The following is an 18,722-nucleotide window of genomic DNA, read 5'->3' on the forward strand; positions in this document are numbered from 1 at the left end:
TTTTGCTCATCTGAGAAACCTCCACTTAGAAACTATTCTATAAAAGTATAACGAAAATAACGTAAAAAAATAACCCAAAAACTAAAACACTCTTTTTTTGAGTGTCTAGTTTTTGGGTAGGGGTTCACTCACAAGGTGATGAGAACGCCTTTTTTTCTATATATAACAATGCAATATGTGTTTTTTACAAAAAAATAACGGGTTTTACGCCCTGGTAAAAATGAAAAGTCAGGGACCATTTTATTTGATCATGATATTTTTCTTGCAAGTAAAATTAAAAATACACCTCGACATTAAAAATGTCGAGGTGTAAGATACCTTATATTAAAGGGGGGATTTCCACTTTACTACTTGAAATTTGTTTAAATAACATTGAAAGTACAGAAATATAAGAGTTAATCAATGAACTATCAATATGTGATTGGGTATAATGAATTTAACAATAAAGATAAGTATTATTAGTGATATTTGACAAACTAATCTAGCAAGACCGCTCGATACTCGTAAACACAGCTGTTTTTTCCATTAACATCTAATTATACGGTAACTTTGAAAGAGAATTCATAAACTCTGTGTTAGCCCACCTAAAAAAATTATGGAGGAAGATGAAATGATGAGAACTTTAATTGTCTATGCTACTAAATACGGAAGTACTGAAAAATTTGCCCATCTATTGGGAGACAAACTCCATGATGACGTCGATTATTTGGAGGTTAAAAGCAGCGTTAACAAAGACTTGATTCATTTCGACACGATCATCATCGGTGGCCCCATATACATGGGACAGATACGTAAAGATATCACTTCTTTCTGTGAAGACCACCTTGAAATGCTGAAAAGCAAACGTCTTGGTTTATTTGTTTGTGGGATGCAGAACGAAGACGTTATCAAAGATGAATTGCAATCTAGCTTTCCGTCAGAATTAATACAGCAGGCAAGTGTCACCGCACACTTCGGAGGGCAGTTCCAGTTTGAGGATATGAGCTTTTTTGATAAAGCAATCACTAAAAAGATAGTTAAGATTTCTTCGGATTACTCGGATGTCAGAGAAGAGACAATTAAGGCATTCGCCCAAACGATGAATACCAAAGTGGATGACTAACTATAATTCGACTAAACGAATCAGATTACAGTTTAACGTTTAATTCGATTATTTCAAATGAATGGTAGAAGGATTATAAAGGAGAAATCGATTTGTCTTATTATATTGATGAGGATAAAGTAACCCTTGATAATTTACAAAATAGGATTGAAGAAACAGACTTAGTCCCCAGCCGAATTTTGCTATTGGAAAAGATTGATAAACAGTTTGTAAAATTAAAAGAGCATGGTTTTTTTACGCTTAAGGATTTGAGAAAAGGATTGGAAAATAAAAAAGACATACCAACGCTATCAAAGAAGACCGGAATAGATCATGATTATCTGGTTTTACTTAGACGAGAAATAGAAGGTTATTTCCCAAAGGCATGTCAATTAAACTCTTTTGATTGGCTTCCTCAAAAAGATATAGCGAAATTAGAAACCCTTGATTATAAGAATTCCGTTTTATTATTTGAGGCATTGAGTTTATCTGAGAAAAAGACTGAAATTATCAATGACTATGGATTTGAACCGGAGTTTATTGAATCTATCCATAATTTACTTGATCTGACAAGAATCCAGTGGGTCAGTCCCAATTTTGCCAGGATGTTAGTTTCTGCCGGATATACTAATGTGAGAATGGTTTCAATGGCTGACGCAGACGAATTATGTAGCAAACTTGATAAGGTGAATAAAGAGAACAAATATTTCAAAGGAAAAATTGGACTCAGAGATATCAAACGGCTAGTAAAAGCGGCATCATATGTTTCATAAAGAAGGGGAAAACTATGAAGATTTTAATAACTGGTGGTACCAATGGAATGGGAAAAGGTGTTGCTAAAGTATTAGCATCTATTGGTAACCAATCACACGAGATAATTATCCTTTGTAGATCAAAAGAAATTGGCGAGACTGTAATAGAGGAATTTAAGAGTACTACTCTCAATGAAAAAAATTTCACTAATTATATGTGACCTTACAAAACTAGATGATGTTGAAAATGCGATAAATGAGATTCAAAGTAAGCATACTTTTTTAGATGGAATATTTATAAATGCTGGCTTAGGATATGCTTCCGAGAGAGTAGAAACAGAAGATGGTATGGATTCACATTTCCAGATCAATTATTTATCTCATTTTATGCTGACCTTGAACTTGTTAAGCTTATTGGAGAAGTCCCAGAGTGGAGGAAGAGTTATTTTTAATGTCACGGAAGGAGGTGAAATTTTTTGGAATGATATACAAATGATAAATAAATGGGGATATGAAGATGGTATTCATCAGGCAATGGCTGCAAAAAGAATGTTTCTTGTGAAATTGCATGATTTATACAAAAACAAACATAATTCAAAGATATCTTTTATCGGCTTTCAAATCCCTAAAACTGTGTGGAGCAACCAAATAAATATTGTTCCTGCATATATGAGAATGATGGCAATTCTGCTGAAATTGTTTGGAAGATTTATTACGATAGAAGAATGCGGAGAAATGATGGCCCCTCTGTTTACCGAATATCAAGAAGAAAGCTTTAAAAAGTCAGGAAAGTTTATTACTTTGAAAGATGATGAATTTGTAGAAATTAAAGAAGATATGCAAATATTGAATAAGCAGTTGCAAGAGAAAATGTGGAAAATCAGTCCCGACTTATGTGCAGATGAAAAAACAAATCAAATTTCTGAATCACTCTTTAGACTTGAGCAAGTCGATAAATAAAATTGCCCAAGTCTCCTCTGTTGTTATTTGAAACGGGAAAAATGAAAATGATAAAATCTAAGCAAAGCCTATGAAAGAAGGGAGAAGAGATGTCGTCAAGCCAGGATTTTGTGGATTATGTGGTGGAACAAATAGGCAATGCAGGCACGATAACATACAGGAAAATGTTTGGGGAGTATGCCATTTATTGTGACAAAAAAGTTGTTGCGCTGATATGTGATGATCAGCTGTTTGTAAAACAAACCGAAGCAGGGAAAGCCTTTATAGATGATGTGAAGGAAGCTCCTCCATACCCAGGAGCAAAAATGAGTTTTCTAATAGAGGATAAAATTGATGATCAAGAATGGATCAGCCAATTAATCAAGATCACTGCAAATGAATTACCGTTGCCGAAACCCAAAAAGAAGAAAATAAAAGAAGAATAATGATGAGACTGGATTATGTGATCATTTAAAAACTATCAACGGACTTTATTAGTACATGCTGATTAAAAGTGTAATGCTGCCGATATTAGGGGGAGATGAAATGAGAGGGAAAACACTGACTAACTGGTTGTGTCTTTCAGGCATCGTAAGCCTCTTTTTTTATATCTTGCATACTGTTATCGGAGCAATGAATTACCCTGGATACGATTGGAGAAGCCAAGCAGTAAGTGATCTAACTGCAACGAATGCCCCCTCATTTGTGATCGCAAATGGACTGGTCTCCATTCATCATCTATTTGCCAGTTTGAGTAGTGTGTTGGTTTGTATAATCATTCAGGGCAAGGGAAATGAAGTATTGAGAATTGGGATATATCTGTTTGCCATAATGAATTGGGCGTCGGCGATAGGCTACACTCTTTTTCCATTTACGGATAGTGGTTATGCCGGAACTTTTCAAGATGTTATGCATGTATACGTCGTTACAGTTATAGTTGTCATTTTATCGATCGTTTCAATTAGTCTGATTATCATCGGGGGATTTGAAAATCATAAAAAATATAAGTCATTGGCTATTTGGGCAACTGTCACATTAGTATTCATGATTATCGGTCCCATCGGTACAAGCATAGTACCCAAGACGTATTTCGGAATAGCTGAGCGTTTCAGCGTCTATAGTGTGGCTGTGTTCAATGCGATATTAGGGTTATATGGCTTTGTTTTCATTGAAAGGATCGAAAAAAACTTTAAATATCGAAAGGAAGCATAAGATAAGATTTCTTTAGGTCATCATATTTCATCAGTAGCCACAATTAAATCTCAATTTCAGCATAATTAGTGTTAGAATATATATAAATGGTAAACTCAATGATGCGGAGATACGATACCTGATTACAAATAAATACATTGGCCTAAGACAAGCATGTTTATGCTGTTGTCTTGGGGCTTCTTTCATTTACAAGAACATAAGCGGATTAGAAGATAGCTTAAATAAGCGAATAATAAACGTGAGTGATATGAAATTTTCAAATGCTATTTTAAAGCTGAAATGACTATATGATATATTAGGAGGACATCGATCGTAAAATGTTTATAAAAACTGACAGATTGATTATAACTGAATTTGATAAAAGTATGATAGAAAGCGTGTATATCAATTCTTTAGACGAGGATATTAGACGTTTTGTTCCGGACGAGGTGTTTGCAACGCTTGATGAAGCAAAAGAAACTGTGGAAAAGCTCATTGCTTGTTACCAGAACGATACAGGGCCTTTTGTCTATCCGGTGATCCTCAAAGACGGAAAAAATATTGGTTATGTACAGGCAGTTCAAACAGGAAATGATTGGGAGCTTGGTTACCATATAGCTAGAGAGCATACTGGCAAAGGATATGCGACAGAAGCTGTCACTGCTTTTTTACCTGTAATCATGAAACAGCTTGAGATAGCAATGATTTATGGGATATGTCATGCAGAAAATATAGCTTCACAAAAAGTGTTGGACAAGAGCGGTTTTATTTTAGAGTATAATGGAACAGATTATTATCAGGATGTTGAAACGGAAATTTGCCGATACAGAAGATATAAGGGATAAATCATAAGTGTCGCAGGTCACTAGAAAAAATAGAAGGAGTTTAGGTTGAAATGCAAAAAGAAAATAATGAGGAACAGGTTACTATACGTTTTGCAGAACAAAAAGATCTTTCTCTGATATTGGATTTGATCAAGGAGCTGGCTGTTTATGAAAAAATGTTGGATGAAGTCGTTGCCACTGAAGAAAGTCTAAATGAGAACTTGTTCGAGAAAAAAATGGCTGAAGTTATCATCGGCGAATATCGGAATGAGCCTGTGGCCTTTGCCCTGTTTTTTCCTAATTTTTCTACTTTTCTTGGTAAGCCAGGTCTTTATTTGGAAGATGTTTATGTGAAGCCCGAGATGCGAGGAATAGGTATCGGACGTAAACTCTTCACTTTTTTGGCCAATCTTACTCGCGAGAGAAATTACGGACGACTAGAATGGGTTTGTCTGGACTGGAACAAGCCATCTATCCAATTTTACAAGAAAATGGGAGCAATACCGATGGATGACTGGAGAACGTTCAGCATGCAGGGAAACGCTTTAGAGAACCTGGCGGATAAGTTTTAATTGTGCAGCAATAATAGAAGCAAATGATAAATGGAGGATTTATGAAAAGTATTTTTGAGACACTGAAACACTATTATGGTTATGACGAATTTCGTCCTGGACAGCAGGAACTCATCGAGGCTATTCTCAGAGGAGAAGATGTACTGGGTGTTATGCCTACAGGTGGCGGGAAGTCGATATGTTACCAGATTCCGGCTATATTCATGGATGGTTTGACTTTGGTCATATCGCCTTTGATTTCATTGATGAAGGATCAAGTTGATACCTTGCAGACGATAGGTGTCAGAGCCGCTTATATAAACAGTCAACTGACTTATTTTGAACAGCAGGCAATCATGGAGCAGGCATCAAGGGGAGAGTTAGATTTACTTTATGTTTCTCCTGAACGTCTGGGAAACCAGCAGTTTATGTCTCATGCCCGTAGGTGGAATCTCAATCTTATAGCCGTGGATGAGGCCCACTGTGTTTCTCAGTGGGGACATGATTTCAGACCGAGTTACCAACGGATTCCAGAATTGATGGGCGTTTTATCTTCACGTCCGCCATTTGCGGCTTTTACGGCAACAGCTACGAAAATTGTTCAGGAAGATATGATTAAGCAATTGAGACTGGAAAAACCGTTCAAGCACGTCGCCAGTTTTGACCGACCGAACCTCTATTTCTCTGTCGTCAAGCCGAAAAAGAAAGCAAATGAGTTATTGCGGATATTGGATAAGAAAGAATCAAGCATCATTTATTGTAATACACGTAAAAGCGTGGATAAAGTATACAGCACGCTTGATAAAAAAGGGTACCCTGTTACTTATTACCATGCAGGGATCAGTGCGGAAGAAAGGACGAACCATCAGGAAGAATTTCTGTATGACCGAAAACCCATTATGGTAGCGACGAATGCTTTTGGAATGGGAATCGACAAATCAAATGTTAGGCGAGTGATTCATTACAATATGCCGCTCGACATGGAAAGTTATTACCAGGAAGCCGGTCGTGCCGGGAGAGACGGAGCCCCGTCGGAAGCCATTCTATTTTATTCAGCCCAAGACATTATTACCAATACGATGCTGATCGAACAAGGGGATTCCCCTCACGCACGAACGAATTTAAACTCGATGATCACATATTGTAAAACTGGGAACTGCCTGCGTAGGAGTATACTGAAATACTTCGATCAAGAAGTGGACTGGCAGGAATGTGATTATTGCTCAAACTGTGACGGAGAGTCTGTCACCACAGATATCACGGTTGAGAGCCAGAAGATTTTATCGTGCATCTACCGTATGAAGCAAGCATACGGAACCGGACTCATAACGGACGTCCTTCGTGGGAAAAATAATAAACGTGTCCAGCAGTTGGGATTCAACGAATTGAGCACGCATGGCTTAATGTCTGACTATACAGACGGGGATATCAAAGATATGATTTCCATTATGTTGAGTGAAGGCTATCTGCGTTTAAACGGCGACAGCTATCCCATAGTGCAGTTTACGGAAAAGACAAGCGATCTGCTGCAGGCCAAGGTGAGCTTATCCATACGGAAACAGCTTAAACAAGAGCCGGCTCCGAAAAACAAAATGGTCGAGAATATTGAACGTTATGATGAAGATTTATATGAAGAACTGAGAAGATTACGGACAAAACTTGCCCAAGAGGCAGGCAAACCACCATTTATTGTTTTTACTGACCGCAGTTTGATCGATATGGCAGCGAAGTATCCTCTGACAGAAAACGATTTTTTAAATATTAATGGCGTAGGCGATGTGAAATCACAGGAATACGGCGAGGCATTCCTTTCTCTCATTAAGGGCTACGTTTCTAGTAATCAGCTAGATGCTGAGACCTTGAAACAAAACAATGTGAAAACAGAAAAAATCAGTCAGCCAAAGAAGACGTCAATAACTGGTCACTCTAAAAATACAGTGGAGGAAACAGTCACTTGTTTTGAAGAAGGACAAACGATTGACGAAATTGCTGAAATGAGAAATTTGTCAACGATGACCATAGTGAATCATATTTGCAAGTGGATCGAAAAAGGTAAAGAAATAGATCTAGACCGATTCGTTTCACCTGAAGCAGATAAAGAAATAAGAAAAGTCATTCCACAAGTAGGTAGAGACTTTCTCAAACCTATCAAAGAAGCAATGGATGACTCCATAACGTATGATCAAATTAAAGTTGTACTGGCCAAAATAAAAGCAGAAGAAAGTACTGCGAAATAATTTCTTGAATATATCACTATACAATTAGATTAAATGAAACCAGAGTGATTATAGCTCTGGTTTTTTTGTCTGTAATAGTTGAAAACGTAATAAGTTAATAAAACCACCTGACAAATATAAGAGATATCAAACTACAATACAGGTGAAAAAAATAGAAAAGGGTGTATCTTTCTCCCATTTCTCATACGCAATTGTTGAAAAAAGCAGGTTATAAGTCGGAACTATTAATTTAAATTCTGATTTTTGTTACAATAAATAAGTAAAAATTTTCTGTAACAACATACAATTAGGAGGAAATAGATATGGAAAGTCTTAATGATACGTACACTTTATCAAATGGGGTTGAGATTCCAGTACTTGGTTACGGAACATGGCAGGTAACTGATCCGAATGAAGTTGTGGAAGGCATAATTGCCGCCGTCAAAGCTGGCTATCGCCACATTGATACAGCTCAAATGTATGGTAATGAGGAGTACGTCGGGAAAGGTATCAAAGAATGCGGCGTGCCGCGTGAAGAACTGTTTGTTACTAGCAAACTGAATAACAAAAATCATGGGTATGATAAAGCCCGCAAGACTGTTCAAGAGTCACTGGATAGATTGGATCTCGATTATCTGGACCTGTTCCTGATTCACTGGCCAGTGGTCAAAGGTAACGGTGGAGACTGGAAACAGGACAACATCGACACCTGGCGTGCGCTTGAAGAATTGTATGATGAAGGTAAGTTGAAAGCTATCGGAATCAGTAACTTTGCTGTTCCTCATCTAAATAATATTGTGGAAAACTGCAGAATCATGCCGATGGTTAACCAGATTCGTCTGCATCCGGGTGTAACTCAGGAAGATACTGTTGCTTTGAGTCACAAGCACAATATGGTTGTCGAAGCATGGTCACCGCTTTCTCCAATGGAAAACATGGAAGAAAATACTAAAGTACAGGCTATGTGTGCCGAACATGGTAAGTCCATTGCCCAAGTATTATTGAGATGGAGTCTCCAGCATGGATTCGTCACTCTGACTAAATCTGTTCACGAAAAACGTATTATAGAAAATGCAGATATTTTTGACTTTGAACTTTCAATTGGAGATATGGATTATCTGGATAGCATTAAATTTGACGACTTAAGCAAACCTGATGACTTCGAAGATAGATAAACTTTTTTTAAGAAGTAAAATTATATTGTACAAACAAAAAGGGACGCTTCAAAATGAGCCGCCTTTTTTGTATTCACTAAAAGTAGAATCAGTTAAGTTATGATATTACAGGTAATAGTAACAATGGGTAATTCTATATCATAGGAGTATGAACGAAACTGGGAAAAGCAGTCTTAATAATAATGATTATTAAATTAATGGAGATTGACCAGATAAATTTTTTGTGGAAAATAAATGAGGTATCATTGCTGTTACAGGGATTATAGAGTATATCAGAGTTCAGAAGGAAGAAAGATTAGTCTTGATTATGTACAATAGTAAAATAAGTTTGCATTATCCTCTGAGTATGGTATACTAAGTTTAACATATTGTAAGAGACAAAAAACGAACTGTGTAATGCATTCCGAATTGGCCTTTAAGCAATAATGTGAAAATAATTTGTGCTGAATGGCACGAGGAGGAATTTTTTAATATGGAAACAGGAACAGTAAAATGGTTTAACGCAGAAAAAGGTTTTGGCTTTATCGAACGTGACGGAGCAGAAGATGTATTCGTACATTTCTCAGCAATCCAAGAAGACGGATTCAAATCTTTAGACGAAGGACAAGCAGTTAACTTTGATACAGAAGAAGGCAACCGCGGACTTCAAGCAGCAAACGTAACTAAAGCTTAATAACTTTAAACTAAATTTTAAAGGCAAGGACATGATGAATTTCATGTTCTTGCCTTTTTTTTATTTCAGTTTGATTAGTAAAAAAGCACAAGAGTTTAACGAAACCATAAATCGCTCATTCATGATATAATAACTCCGTAGAAATGCATGATTTTCATTCTTCGGTACAGAAGGACAATAATTTTAATAGGAAAGGGTAATCAATATGAAGCGTATTACTCCTTATCTCTGGTTCGATACAGAAGCAGAAGAAGCCGCTGATTTTTATATAAGTCTGTTCGATAATTCCAAAATTACCGGTATCTATGTACTTGAAGACACCCCATCTGGAATTGCTACTACTGTAAACTTTGAGTTGGCAGGACAACCGTTTTCAGCTATTAGTGCAGGTCCCTACTTTAAATTAAACCTGTCATTATCCATAATGGTTCAGTGTTCAACGAAAGACGAAGCGGATAAACTATGGAACGCTCTGTTAGACGGAGGCAATGAACTGATGGCACTAGGTGAACATTCCTTCGGAAAGAGCTATGGCTGGCTGGAAGACAGGTATGGTCTTTCTTGGCAGATATTATTGGTGGACCACCCGATTTCTCAAAAACTTATTCCACAATTTTTATTTTCCAATGCTGTAAATGGGAAGGCGGAAGAAGCTCTCAGGTATTATACTGAAGTTTTTCCGGAGTCTTCTATTGAAGACTTGCACCACTATAAGTCAGGTGACATAGAAAATCCAAGGGCAAAAGTCTTGTTCTCTGAATTCTATCTCGCCGGCACGCAATTCAATGCGATTGATGACGCCTTTGAATCAGACTTCACATTCAACGAAGCCTTTTCACTGGAAATTCTTTGTGATGATCAAAAAGAAATTGATTACTATTGGGAAAAATTATCTGCTGTTCCAGAAGCTGATTTATGTGGTTGGGTGAAAGATAAATTTGGAGTTTCCTGGCAAATTGTTCCTGCAAGTATGGATGAATTATTCACAACAGGAAGCAGAGAACAGATTAATCGTGTTACTAAAGCATTGTTAAAAATGAAGAAAATAAATATAGAGGAACTTGAAAAAAATAAAACGAGAAACAGAATAACAAAAGGGATTATCTCATTTATGAGATAATCCCTTTTGTTGTAAAATCTTTATTATTCACCAGAATCTTGGTAGTTCTGATAGAATTCTTCCACTTTAGCTGGATCAGCTATCAGTTCATTACCGGTATCTACTAAGGGTGTAACAGTTGTGTAAGCTTTCAATTTCAGTCCGTCATAGGCAGAACTGATTTCATCCTGATTGATAGAGTATAAAATAGCTTTGCGCAAGTCGGCACTTTGAGCCACTTCACGGTCACTGTCTACATTAATCATCAGGTATTTCACTCCATTACTTTGTCTGCTTTGCAGAGTCAGGTTTTCTTCATCTTCAACAATTTCATATTTTGTTTCGCCTAAACCATACATCAAATCGATTTCTTCTGAACGAAGGGCGGACAATGCGCTGTCTTCATCCCCTATAAACCGAACAGTTACATTTGAGATGTTGGGTTCATTTTCTGTATCAGTCATGTAAGCCGGATTTTTCTGGAAGGTGGCTTCATAATCATTCTTTTCAATCATGATATAAGGACCACTGGCATACAGATGATTATCATAAGTTTCGCCCTCGGTAATAGCACGCTGATCACCGTATGATATATCAGTTGTGATGTCAAAATTATCATTGTCATAGGTATTGATGCTTTCCACTTGTTCTTGTGAAACAATACCGGCAGACTGGTGAGCCAGGTAGTTCAACACCTGCGGGAAAGGTTCAGTTGTTGTCAGTTTAATGACCTGATAATTTCCGGATGCATTATTTACTTCGTCTTCAGATTCAACTACAGAAGAGATAGGAGTTTCCAGTTCAGCTTCCAGTGCCTCTAGAACAGATCCGCTGCCATCAGTTAACTGCGTGTTTTCCAATTCAGACATGTCTGTAAGCAGGCTAACTGTGTCAATGTGCTCATGCAGACTGTACGTACGGTGATCAGGAACAGAATCTGGATTTTTTGCACGATCTAGCGAATAAATAACATCCTGCCCACTGACTAAAGAGCCCGTATCTATAGCTTCACCATCTTCAATAGCCGCAAAATTGATGTCATCGCGTAAAACAAAATAGTAATCAGCATTGCCTTCAGCAATGGCGTGAATATAACTTAATGACCCTTCCGATACAACGTCATCGTCGTCTGTTAAATTAACAAGACGGACATACATATTGGTATTCAATTGATTGATGGAGCCATCATTCCCCTTGATAGGGTCAAGCGAAGTCAGATCGCCCATAGTTTGAGTCAGCATCAATGATTCAGTCTCGTTCACAGACTCATCATTATATGAAACTGGTTCCCAGGCAAAGGCACGTGATTTGGAAAGCCGGATAGTGTCTGGATCTAGCAGATCATGATTAAATGCTTGTGCTTTCAGTGAATTATAAAGGGGAACAATGTAAGCGTTCTCTTCAACAAGTTCTTGTTCCAGTTTATCATAGGTTTCGATATACTCTTCGGGTGTCTGAAGTGCAGCTTCATTAATAAGCGCATCGACTTCTTCGTCTGAAATGATACTGTTATCACCATTACTGGTGAAGAGGGAACGTACAGAATAATCCGGATTCCCGGTTACCGTTGTCCAGCTGGCGATAGAAATGTCATAGTTTCCGGCGTCTCTTAATGAGCGGTAACTGGCGTAATCCGGTTGAGTATTAAGTGTTACATCAAAACCGTTTCGATTCAACTGATCACGAACAATATTCAGATCCGTTTCATCAGCAGGTGAGCCCAGAAGTTCGAGCGATAATTTTTCCGTTGTTTCAAATGACTCGTAATCTTCAGGAACAGTGTTTGCCTCGTCCTCTGTCTGAACATCACAAGCTGCCAAGGATATGGTCGCCGCAATTGTCAGAAAAGGTAGTAGTTGTTTCTTCATTATATAAATCCTCCTATAATATGTTTTTTCTTTTATTAAAGTTATTGCCAAAGTTAAGAAAGTACTAGTTCAATCGCGGATCTGTCGCATCACGTATCCCATCTCCAAGAAAATTAAATGAAAGAACCAGCAGAATAATTGCCAGGCCGGGATAAATCGCCAGGTAAGGATATGTTTCAAGGTATTGACTGCCGATACGGAGAATATTACCCCATTCCGGTATATGAGCTTCAACACCTAATCCAAGATAACTTAAACTGCTTGTGGCGATCACAGCTGTCCCGATAGTCAATGTGGAACGCACTATCATAGGGGCCATCGAATTAGGAATGACATGTTTTAAAATAATCTGTGTATTGTTCTGTCCGAGTGCACGGGCTGCTTCGATGTATTCAAGGTTAGTGACCTGCAGAACATTAGCCCGCATGGTTCGTGCATAGGATGGGATGTAACCCAGACTCAGTGCAATAATCAGATTGGTTGTCGATGCCCCGAAGGCAGCGACGATCGTAATTGCCAGCAGCAGTCCAGGTATTGCATAAAGGATATCCAAAAGACGCATGATAATATTGTCGGTCTGACGGCCATAAAAACCGGAAATTGCTCCAAGTGCTCCACCAATAAGCAGTGGGATAGCCGTGGCTAGTACACCGACCGAAAGAGAAATCTGTGTGCCATAAACGATACGGGTAAAGACATCGCGTCCAAAATTATCTGTCCCAAACGGATACTGTATACTCGGACTCTGCAGAATGTTTGAATAATTATTCTGTACAGCAAATGAATAACTGAAAGTGAAGTTGCTGGTTAATGCCAATGTTACAAGAAATGAAATAAATAACAGTCCAAGCAGTGCTGCATGATTTTTGATTAAATTTTCACGGATACTAGTCTGACGTTTTCCTTTTGATTCAGGCTGATTGTCTGAATAGAAGGAAGCAGCGACCAGAAAGACCAGTAAATTACCTGTGAGTCCTGATAAGAGAAGGAGACCCAATCCAAATTTCTGACTACCTGGATTCCAGTTAGAGACCTTCTGTCCGAATGCAAGAGTCAGACTGTGAAAGACTAAAGTGATAATCAATATAGAAAGTGTTGTGAGAAAAGAATTTGTTACGAAAGGCTTGAAGAGATTCAAACTGGTTACTCCAATAATCAAAATATCCACTAGTACCATATAGATAGAATAGATAAGACCGGTACTTAAGGATTTTTTTAACGCCATGATACCTGAAATGAAAGTGAAAAAATTTCCAGCCAGTAGACCTAAAATCAATAGGGCTGCTAGAATACGTTCAACTACAGGTTTGTTTTCTACGTTAAAACTTTTTTGCTTCACACGGTAAAGTAACATCTGATGAATCATGCTGAACCCAGTATTGACTACGCCTATTAGCAGGAGTGGAAGTGAAATACCGAAAGGCTGAAGCTCGATGCTTAAAAATAGCCATAGTATTGAATAGGCCCAGGTTAATCCATTGTTGAACTGGAATTGCTGAATAATCTGATTTGTTTGATAAGATTTCATTATTTACACCTGCTTTCATTGCCCATTATTAATTCGGGATCTAATACGCGGATCCAGGAAACTGTACATCAAGTCGACGATCAGATTCACAATAGAAAGGGCGATGGCGATGTAGATAACGCCAGCCATGACACTGGGAATGTCGGGAATGAATTGTTTGTTGACAATGTAACTTCCTAATCCACTGATGTTAAAAACCTGTTCTGTAACTGCTGCCCCTCCAAGCATGGCACCGAACTGGAGGCCTATAATAGTAATGACAGGTATCAAGGCGTTAGGTACTGCGTGTCTTAAAATGACACGTTTACTGGAAAGTCCTTTAGCCCGTGCAGTCAGAATGTAATCCTGATTGATGACTTCCAGTGTAGAAGAACGGGTCATCCTAGCAACGGATGCCATAAGTGCTGTTCCGAGAACAACGGCCGGCATGATGAGTGAAGCCAAATTTGAAGCGTTGTATGTGGCCGGAAGCCATCCAAGGTTTATAGAAAATGTAAGAATGAAAATTAGTCCTTGCCAGAAACTTGGAATGGAAATTCCGATCAGAGCAATAAACATAAATAAATGATCAAACGTTGTATTGGCTTTTACAGCTGCATAAATACCTGAAGGTAGAGCTACAGAAACCGACAGGATAAGAGCAAAAAGTGCCAGCTGCAAGGTGACTGGGAATCGTCTCATGATACTGGCTACGACCCGTTCATTTCCTGCAAATGAAATGCCCAAATCAAAGGTAAATACGCCTTTAACTATACGCCAGAGTTGCACAATATACGGATCATTCAAACCGTGTACCTGATTAAAATTTTCAAACTGCTGGGGAGTAGCTTGTTCACCTAGGATATTAAGTGCCGCATCGGATGGTGAGAGATAAAGGAGTGTGAAAACAATCGCTATGACTCCGACAATCACTAATAACATGGCAACAAGGCGATTGGCAATATAGCGAACCATAGGTACTGAGACAATCCACAAGAGTAGATACATCGGAAAGCCTAAAACAATAGATAATAGAAAACCCAATGGTAAACGAAGCAACATAGTGGTTTCATGAAGAAAATCCTGTGGCAGGGTATTAGATTTTCTGTATCGGCTGTTCACTCTTTTTTTTATTTCCTGGTGATAAGCCTCTTGAAAATGATTTTCTGAGCTTTTTTCTATCTGGGATTGGGACATCGACTGATCGAGAAATGATACCTTTCTTTGCTCCTGAATTAACAGCTCTTTTTTTAATGCGGCTGCTTCGCCATTTTCTTTAAATTCCTGTTCGACTTTTTCAATGAGATGTTTCGAATCATCTTTACGTTTGTTAAATAAGTATCGAATCAGGACAATAAGTTGAAAAGGAAAACTCAGAAGTTTCAATGCCCATGATACGTGACGTTCCTTGGATGCATTCTCATATGCTTCAATTACTAACTGTCGATAGTCAACCAGCTTATTTTTATCTTCTTGTCTCATGAACAAATCCTCCTTCCTTTTAGTAATCTAAATAAAAACAGCATATCAAAATAAATATAAACATCAATTTATAATAAGAAAACCCTTAAGCAAACTTTCTTCTATTATGAAGAATTGCTTAAGGGCAAGATATGAAATTTTACGGTTCCACCTTAATATACATAAAGAGACCACACATGATGCGTGGGAAACTTTATGTATCTCAATTCGGTATGGCACCAAAATACGAACGGGCATACCGACATGCTGTAACGGGCAAACCCGATATGATCTAAAGAAAAAAATCGTTCAATCATATAACTCCAAGATGCACTTCCAGGTTTATTTCCAGATCCCCTTTCACTAATTGGGACTCGCTTTGCTTTCATCAAACCTGTACTTTTCTTTTTATCGTTTTTTAATTGTGTACAATTGAATACAAATATATCAAAAGTATTTTAAAACGTCAAGCCTTAATAGCAAAAATACTTATTATTTGTAAGAAGTCGATGATTTATCTTTTGAATTTGGACACCAAAATCAAGATTTTATGCTCTCTTTGATTGCTATATCGAGAAAATGGTTTCATTTTCAGAAAAATAATGTTACATTTCTAAAAAAGAATTAGAATATAAGAGTCCCATAAATACAGGGCCCTATGGGTGAAGGAGTAGACAATGGAATCTTTATTAACTGTAGATAATTTATCAGTATCATTTTCAACAGGAGATACAGTAGAACAAGTGACGTCCAATGTAACGTTTGAAGTACAAAAAGGAGAAACAGTCGGTATTGTAGGAGAATCTGGAAGCGGGAAAAGCGTAACAGCACGTTCGATCATGCAGCTTTTAGCTCCTAATGCACATATACATCAGGAAAGTTCTATCGCCTTCAAGGGAAGGGAACTGTTCACATTGACTGAGAGAGAAATGCGGGACATACGAGGAAAAGACATAGGTATGATTTTTCAGGATCCAATGACGTCATTGAATCCTATCATGACCATTGGTGCTCAAATTGCGGAAACACTTCGCTATCATGAAAAAATTTCGAAGAAAAAAGCAGAACATAAAGCAAAAGAAATGATGCATCAAGTAGGCATTACGAATGTAGAGGAGCGGTACAGTCAGTATGCGCATGAATTTTCTGGGGGAATGCGGCAACGTATGATGATAGCATTAGCCCTGGCTTGTAATCCCTCGCTGTTGATTGCCGATGAACCAACCACAGCTTTGGATGTGACCATTCAAGCTCAAATTCTTAACTTGCTGAAGGAGATTCAGGAGAAATTTGGCACATCTATCATTATAATTACACATGACTTTGCCGTGGTTGCCAATATGTGTGACAGAGTTATAGTAATGAAAGAAGGCAAAGTTATAGAATCAGGAGAAACGAAGTCGGTCTTTCAGAATCCTAAAGAAGAGTACACTAAAATGCTGTTGGATGCCATACCTAACTTGCATAAGGGAAAATCTGAGGCGCATAAAAAGAAACTGGCTGAAATACATTCGGGTCAGCGAAAAAGACTTCTGGAAGTTTCGCATCTAAACAAGTCTTTTTCCCTTGGTAAAAAGGAAACCTTAAAAGCTGTGAATGATATCAGTTTCTCGATTTATGAAGGAGAAACACTCGGACTCGTAGGGGAATCAGGCTCAGGTAAATCCACAACAGGAAGATCTCTTCTGCGTCTGTATGAACCTACCAGCGGTGAAATGATATATGAAGGCTTTGATTTGAATAATTTATCGCAGAGAGAAATGAAATCTATGCGTAAACACGTCCAGATGATATTTCAGGATCCTTATGCATCTTTAGATCCACGAATGAAAATTATGGACATTATCGGAGAAGCTATCGACATTCACGGACTGGCAAAAAACAAAAATGAACGGACAGAACGCATTTTGGAACTGCTTGACTTAGTAGGTCTTGATAAAAGCTATGCTCAGCGCTATCCTCATGAGTTTTCAGGAGGACAGCGTCAGAGAATAGGTATTGCCCGTGCCTTGGCAGTCGATCCAGAGTTTATTGTACTCGATGAGCCCCTGTCAGCATTAGATGCTTCTATCCAGATTCAAATCGTTGAATTACTTGAAGAGCTCCAGACAAAATTCAATTTGACTTATTTATTCATTGCTCATGATCTGGCGATGATCAAGCAAATATCCGATCGGGTTGCTGTCATGTATAACGGTCAGATAGTTGAACTTGCAGATGCGGAAGAGTTGTTTGATAATCCAGTTCATCCATACACTCGGAAACTATTATCTGCTATTCCTGTACCTGATCCCGTGTATGAAGCAACACGTCAATCGATTGAACAAGTGAAGGATGAATCCTTTGATTTGGATAAAAGTATATTTGTTGAAATTAGTCCTCACCATTGGGTAGCGCAAGAGTAACATTCAGCTTAAACTATAAATTCAAAAAAGACTCAATCTTGTTAGACAAGATTGAGTCTTTTTGTCTTAATAAGGATAAATATTCAACTAAATTTATAGATGACAGTATTTCTGATAATAGATTAATAACAAAATAATGACACGAAGGGTGGAATTCAAATGATTAGAGTATTAATCGGAGACATAGAGGGTTCTCGTTTTGAAGCGTCTAACCATGAGAGCAAAGCGGTTGATTTTTTTACAGCCGATTGTCGACCGACAGATGATAGTATTATGGCACTTGCTGTAGGGAAAACGATTTTAGAAGCCGAAAAAAAAGGATTCATCTGTGAATCAGAATGCTTTTGATAGTATTGACTATGATTTATTAGAGGATTTAGCGGTTTATTACATGCAAGAAATCGGTCGCAAGTATGCTGATTGTGGTTACGGAGGCAATTTCATAAAATGGATCTTCAGTGCAGATCCTAAACCCTATAACAGTTATGGTAATGGTGCAGCAATGCGTGTGAATCCTGCAGGTTTAAGCTTGCAGGACAGAAATTAATGTGTTAGAAAGGTTTCGCATAATCATAAAGAAGGACTAAAAGGAGCAGAAGCGGCAACTCTTGCTATTTACATGGCTCGAAAAGGTCTTTCCAAAGGTAGCATTTATTGAATTTTAAACTGGACGACATAAGAGATTCTTGTAAATTTGATGTATCGTGCCAAGGTTCAGTCCCTCAAGCAATCAAAGCTTTTATAGAATCGACTTCATTTGAAGATGCTATCCGTACGGCTATTTCAATCGGAGGAGACAGTGTTACCATAGCTGCAAGCACAGGTTCGATAGCAGATCCTTTTTATGGTGTTCCGGATTCTCCAAAAGAAAATGCACTCTCCTATCTAGATGATGATTTGATTAAGGTATACGAAGAATGGCAAGCATTTATTGATAAACAAATATAGTAATAAATATTCATTCGAGTTAATTTAAATAC

19 protein-coding genes, 1 pseudogene and 1 other annotated feature are annotated in these 18,722 nt (G+C 37.9%); of the genes and pseudogenes, 17 read left to right on the forward strand and 3 right to left on the reverse strand.

All coding sequences use genetic code 11. The features are described from left to right. Positions 1–610 precede the first annotated feature (610 nt). From AX762_RS07940 to AX762_RS07995, 12 genes are all read left to right on the forward strand, one after another. Positions 611–1,102: a flavodoxin domain-containing protein gene (locus AX762_RS07940; protein ID WP_177244071.1), complete on the forward strand. Its 492-nt coding sequence runs from the start codon at positions 611–613 to the stop codon at positions 1,100–1,102. A 92-nt stretch (positions 1,103–1,194) separates the two neighbouring features. Continuing rightward, complete coding sequence (locus tag AX762_RS07945) at positions 1,195–1,854, forward strand: DUF4332 domain-containing protein (protein ID WP_071848611.1); 660 nt, start codon at positions 1,195–1,197, stop codon at positions 1,852–1,854. A gap of 14 nt (positions 1,855–1,868) precedes the next feature. Beyond that, the gene (locus tag AX762_RS07950; RefSeq protein WP_071848612.1) at positions 1,869–2,054 is read left to right on the forward strand and encodes a hypothetical protein; all 186 of its coding nucleotides are present in this window, start codon (positions 1,869–1,871) and stop codon (positions 2,052–2,054) included. Further along, the gene (locus tag AX762_RS07955) at positions 2,026–2,793 is read left to right on the forward strand and encodes an SDR family NAD(P)-dependent oxidoreductase (protein ID WP_071848613.1); all 768 of its coding nucleotides are present in this window, start codon (positions 2,026–2,028) and stop codon (positions 2,791–2,793) included. The genes AX762_RS07950 and AX762_RS07955 overlap by 29 nt, the downstream gene beginning before the upstream one ends. 89 nt (positions 2,794–2,882) lie before the next feature. After that, entirely contained in the window at positions 2,883–3,218 is a 336-nt protein-coding gene (locus AX762_RS07960) for a TfoX/Sxy family protein (protein ID WP_071848614.1), read from the forward strand. A gap of 100 nt (positions 3,219–3,318) precedes the next feature. Continuing rightward, positions 3,319–3,984, forward strand: coding sequence for a DUF998 domain-containing protein (locus tag AX762_RS07965; protein WP_071848615.1), 666 nt, complete (start codon positions 3,319–3,321; stop codon positions 3,982–3,984). 317 nt (positions 3,985–4,301) lie between these two features. Beyond that, positions 4,302–4,808 carry a GNAT family N-acetyltransferase gene (locus AX762_RS07970; protein ID WP_071848616.1) on the forward strand — a complete coding sequence of 169 codons (507 nt, stop codon included), beginning with the start codon at positions 4,302–4,304 and terminating at the stop codon, positions 4,806–4,808. A 50-nt stretch (positions 4,809–4,858) separates the two neighbouring features. Continuing rightward, complete coding sequence (locus AX762_RS07975; protein ID WP_071848617.1) at positions 4,859–5,359, forward strand: GNAT family N-acetyltransferase; 501 nt, start codon at positions 4,859–4,861, stop codon at positions 5,357–5,359. A gap of 41 nt (positions 5,360–5,400) precedes the next feature. After that, positions 5,401–7,575: a DNA helicase RecQ gene (recQ, locus tag AX762_RS07980; protein WP_071848618.1), complete on the forward strand. Its 2,175-nt coding sequence runs from the start codon at positions 5,401–5,403 to the stop codon at positions 7,573–7,575. A 302-nt stretch (positions 7,576–7,877) separates the two neighbouring features. Beyond that, the gene (locus AX762_RS07985; protein ID WP_071848619.1) at positions 7,878–8,729 is read left to right on the forward strand and encodes an aldo/keto reductase; all 852 of its coding nucleotides are present in this window, start codon (positions 7,878–7,880) and stop codon (positions 8,727–8,729) included. Between the two features lie 472 nt (positions 8,730–9,201). Further along, positions 9,202–9,402 (forward strand): cold-shock protein, encoded by a 201-nt coding sequence (locus tag AX762_RS07990; RefSeq protein WP_071848620.1) that lies wholly within the window; start codon positions 9,202–9,204, stop codon positions 9,400–9,402. 205 nt (positions 9,403–9,607) lie between these two features. Then, a complete protein-coding gene (locus AX762_RS07995; protein ID WP_071848621.1) occupies positions 9,608–10,522 on the forward strand; it encodes a VOC family protein in 915 nt (304 codons plus the stop codon). A gap of 23 nt (positions 10,523–10,545) precedes the next feature. Here AX762_RS07995 and AX762_RS08000 read toward each other — a convergent pair whose 3' ends face one another. From AX762_RS08000 to AX762_RS08010, 3 genes are all read right to left on the reverse strand, one after another. After that, on the reverse strand, positions 10,546–12,369 hold the full coding sequence (locus AX762_RS08000; protein ID WP_071848622.1) for an ABC transporter substrate-binding protein: 1,824 nt from the start codon (positions 12,367–12,369) through the stop codon (positions 10,546–10,548). A 64-nt stretch (positions 12,370–12,433) separates the two neighbouring features. Then, a complete protein-coding gene (locus tag AX762_RS08005) occupies positions 12,434–13,897 on the reverse strand; it encodes an ABC transporter permease (RefSeq protein ID WP_071848623.1) in 1,464 nt (487 codons plus the stop codon). 15 nt (positions 13,898–13,912) lie between these two features. After that, the gene (locus AX762_RS08010) at positions 13,913–15,358 is read right to left on the reverse strand and encodes an ABC transporter permease (RefSeq protein ID WP_083432883.1); all 1,446 of its coding nucleotides are present in this window, start codon (positions 15,356–15,358) and stop codon (positions 13,913–13,915) included. A gap of 117 nt (positions 15,359–15,475) precedes the next feature. Continuing rightward, positions 15,476–15,758: a binding site (T-box leader), on the reverse strand. A gap of 256 nt (positions 15,759–16,014) precedes the next feature. On the opposite strand from AX762_RS08010, the pseudogene AX762_RS13170 reads away from it, so the two are divergent. From AX762_RS13170 to AX762_RS13390, 5 genes and pseudogenes are all read left to right on the forward strand, one after another. Next, positions 16,015–16,827, forward strand: a pseudogene (locus tag AX762_RS13170) (ABC transporter ATP-binding protein); the annotation flags it as partial. 15 nt (positions 16,828–16,842) lie between these two features. After that, the gene (locus tag AX762_RS13175; protein ID WP_256244631.1) at positions 16,843–17,742 is read left to right on the forward strand and encodes an ATP-binding cassette domain-containing protein; all 900 of its coding nucleotides are present in this window, start codon (positions 16,843–16,845) and stop codon (positions 17,740–17,742) included. Positions 17,743–17,901: 159 nt separating this feature from the next. Next, on the forward strand, positions 17,902–18,090 hold the full coding sequence (locus AX762_RS13380; RefSeq protein WP_371261658.1) for a hypothetical protein: 189 nt from the start codon (positions 17,902–17,904) through the stop codon (positions 18,088–18,090). After that, complete coding sequence (locus AX762_RS13385; RefSeq protein WP_371261659.1) at positions 18,071–18,289, forward strand: hypothetical protein; 219 nt, start codon at positions 18,071–18,073, stop codon at positions 18,287–18,289. Before AX762_RS13380 ends, AX762_RS13385 begins: the two co-directional genes overlap by 20 nt. A gap of 107 nt (positions 18,290–18,396) precedes the next feature. Then, the gene (locus AX762_RS13390; RefSeq protein WP_371261660.1) at positions 18,397–18,690 is read left to right on the forward strand and encodes an ADP-ribosylglycohydrolase family protein; all 294 of its coding nucleotides are present in this window, start codon (positions 18,397–18,399) and stop codon (positions 18,688–18,690) included. Positions 18,691–18,722 lie beyond the last annotated feature (32 nt).

This window comes from Alkalibacterium sp. 20 (genome assembly GCF_001885615.1).
GTDB lineage: Bacteria > Bacillota > Bacilli > Lactobacillales > Carnobacteriaceae_A > Alkalibacterium.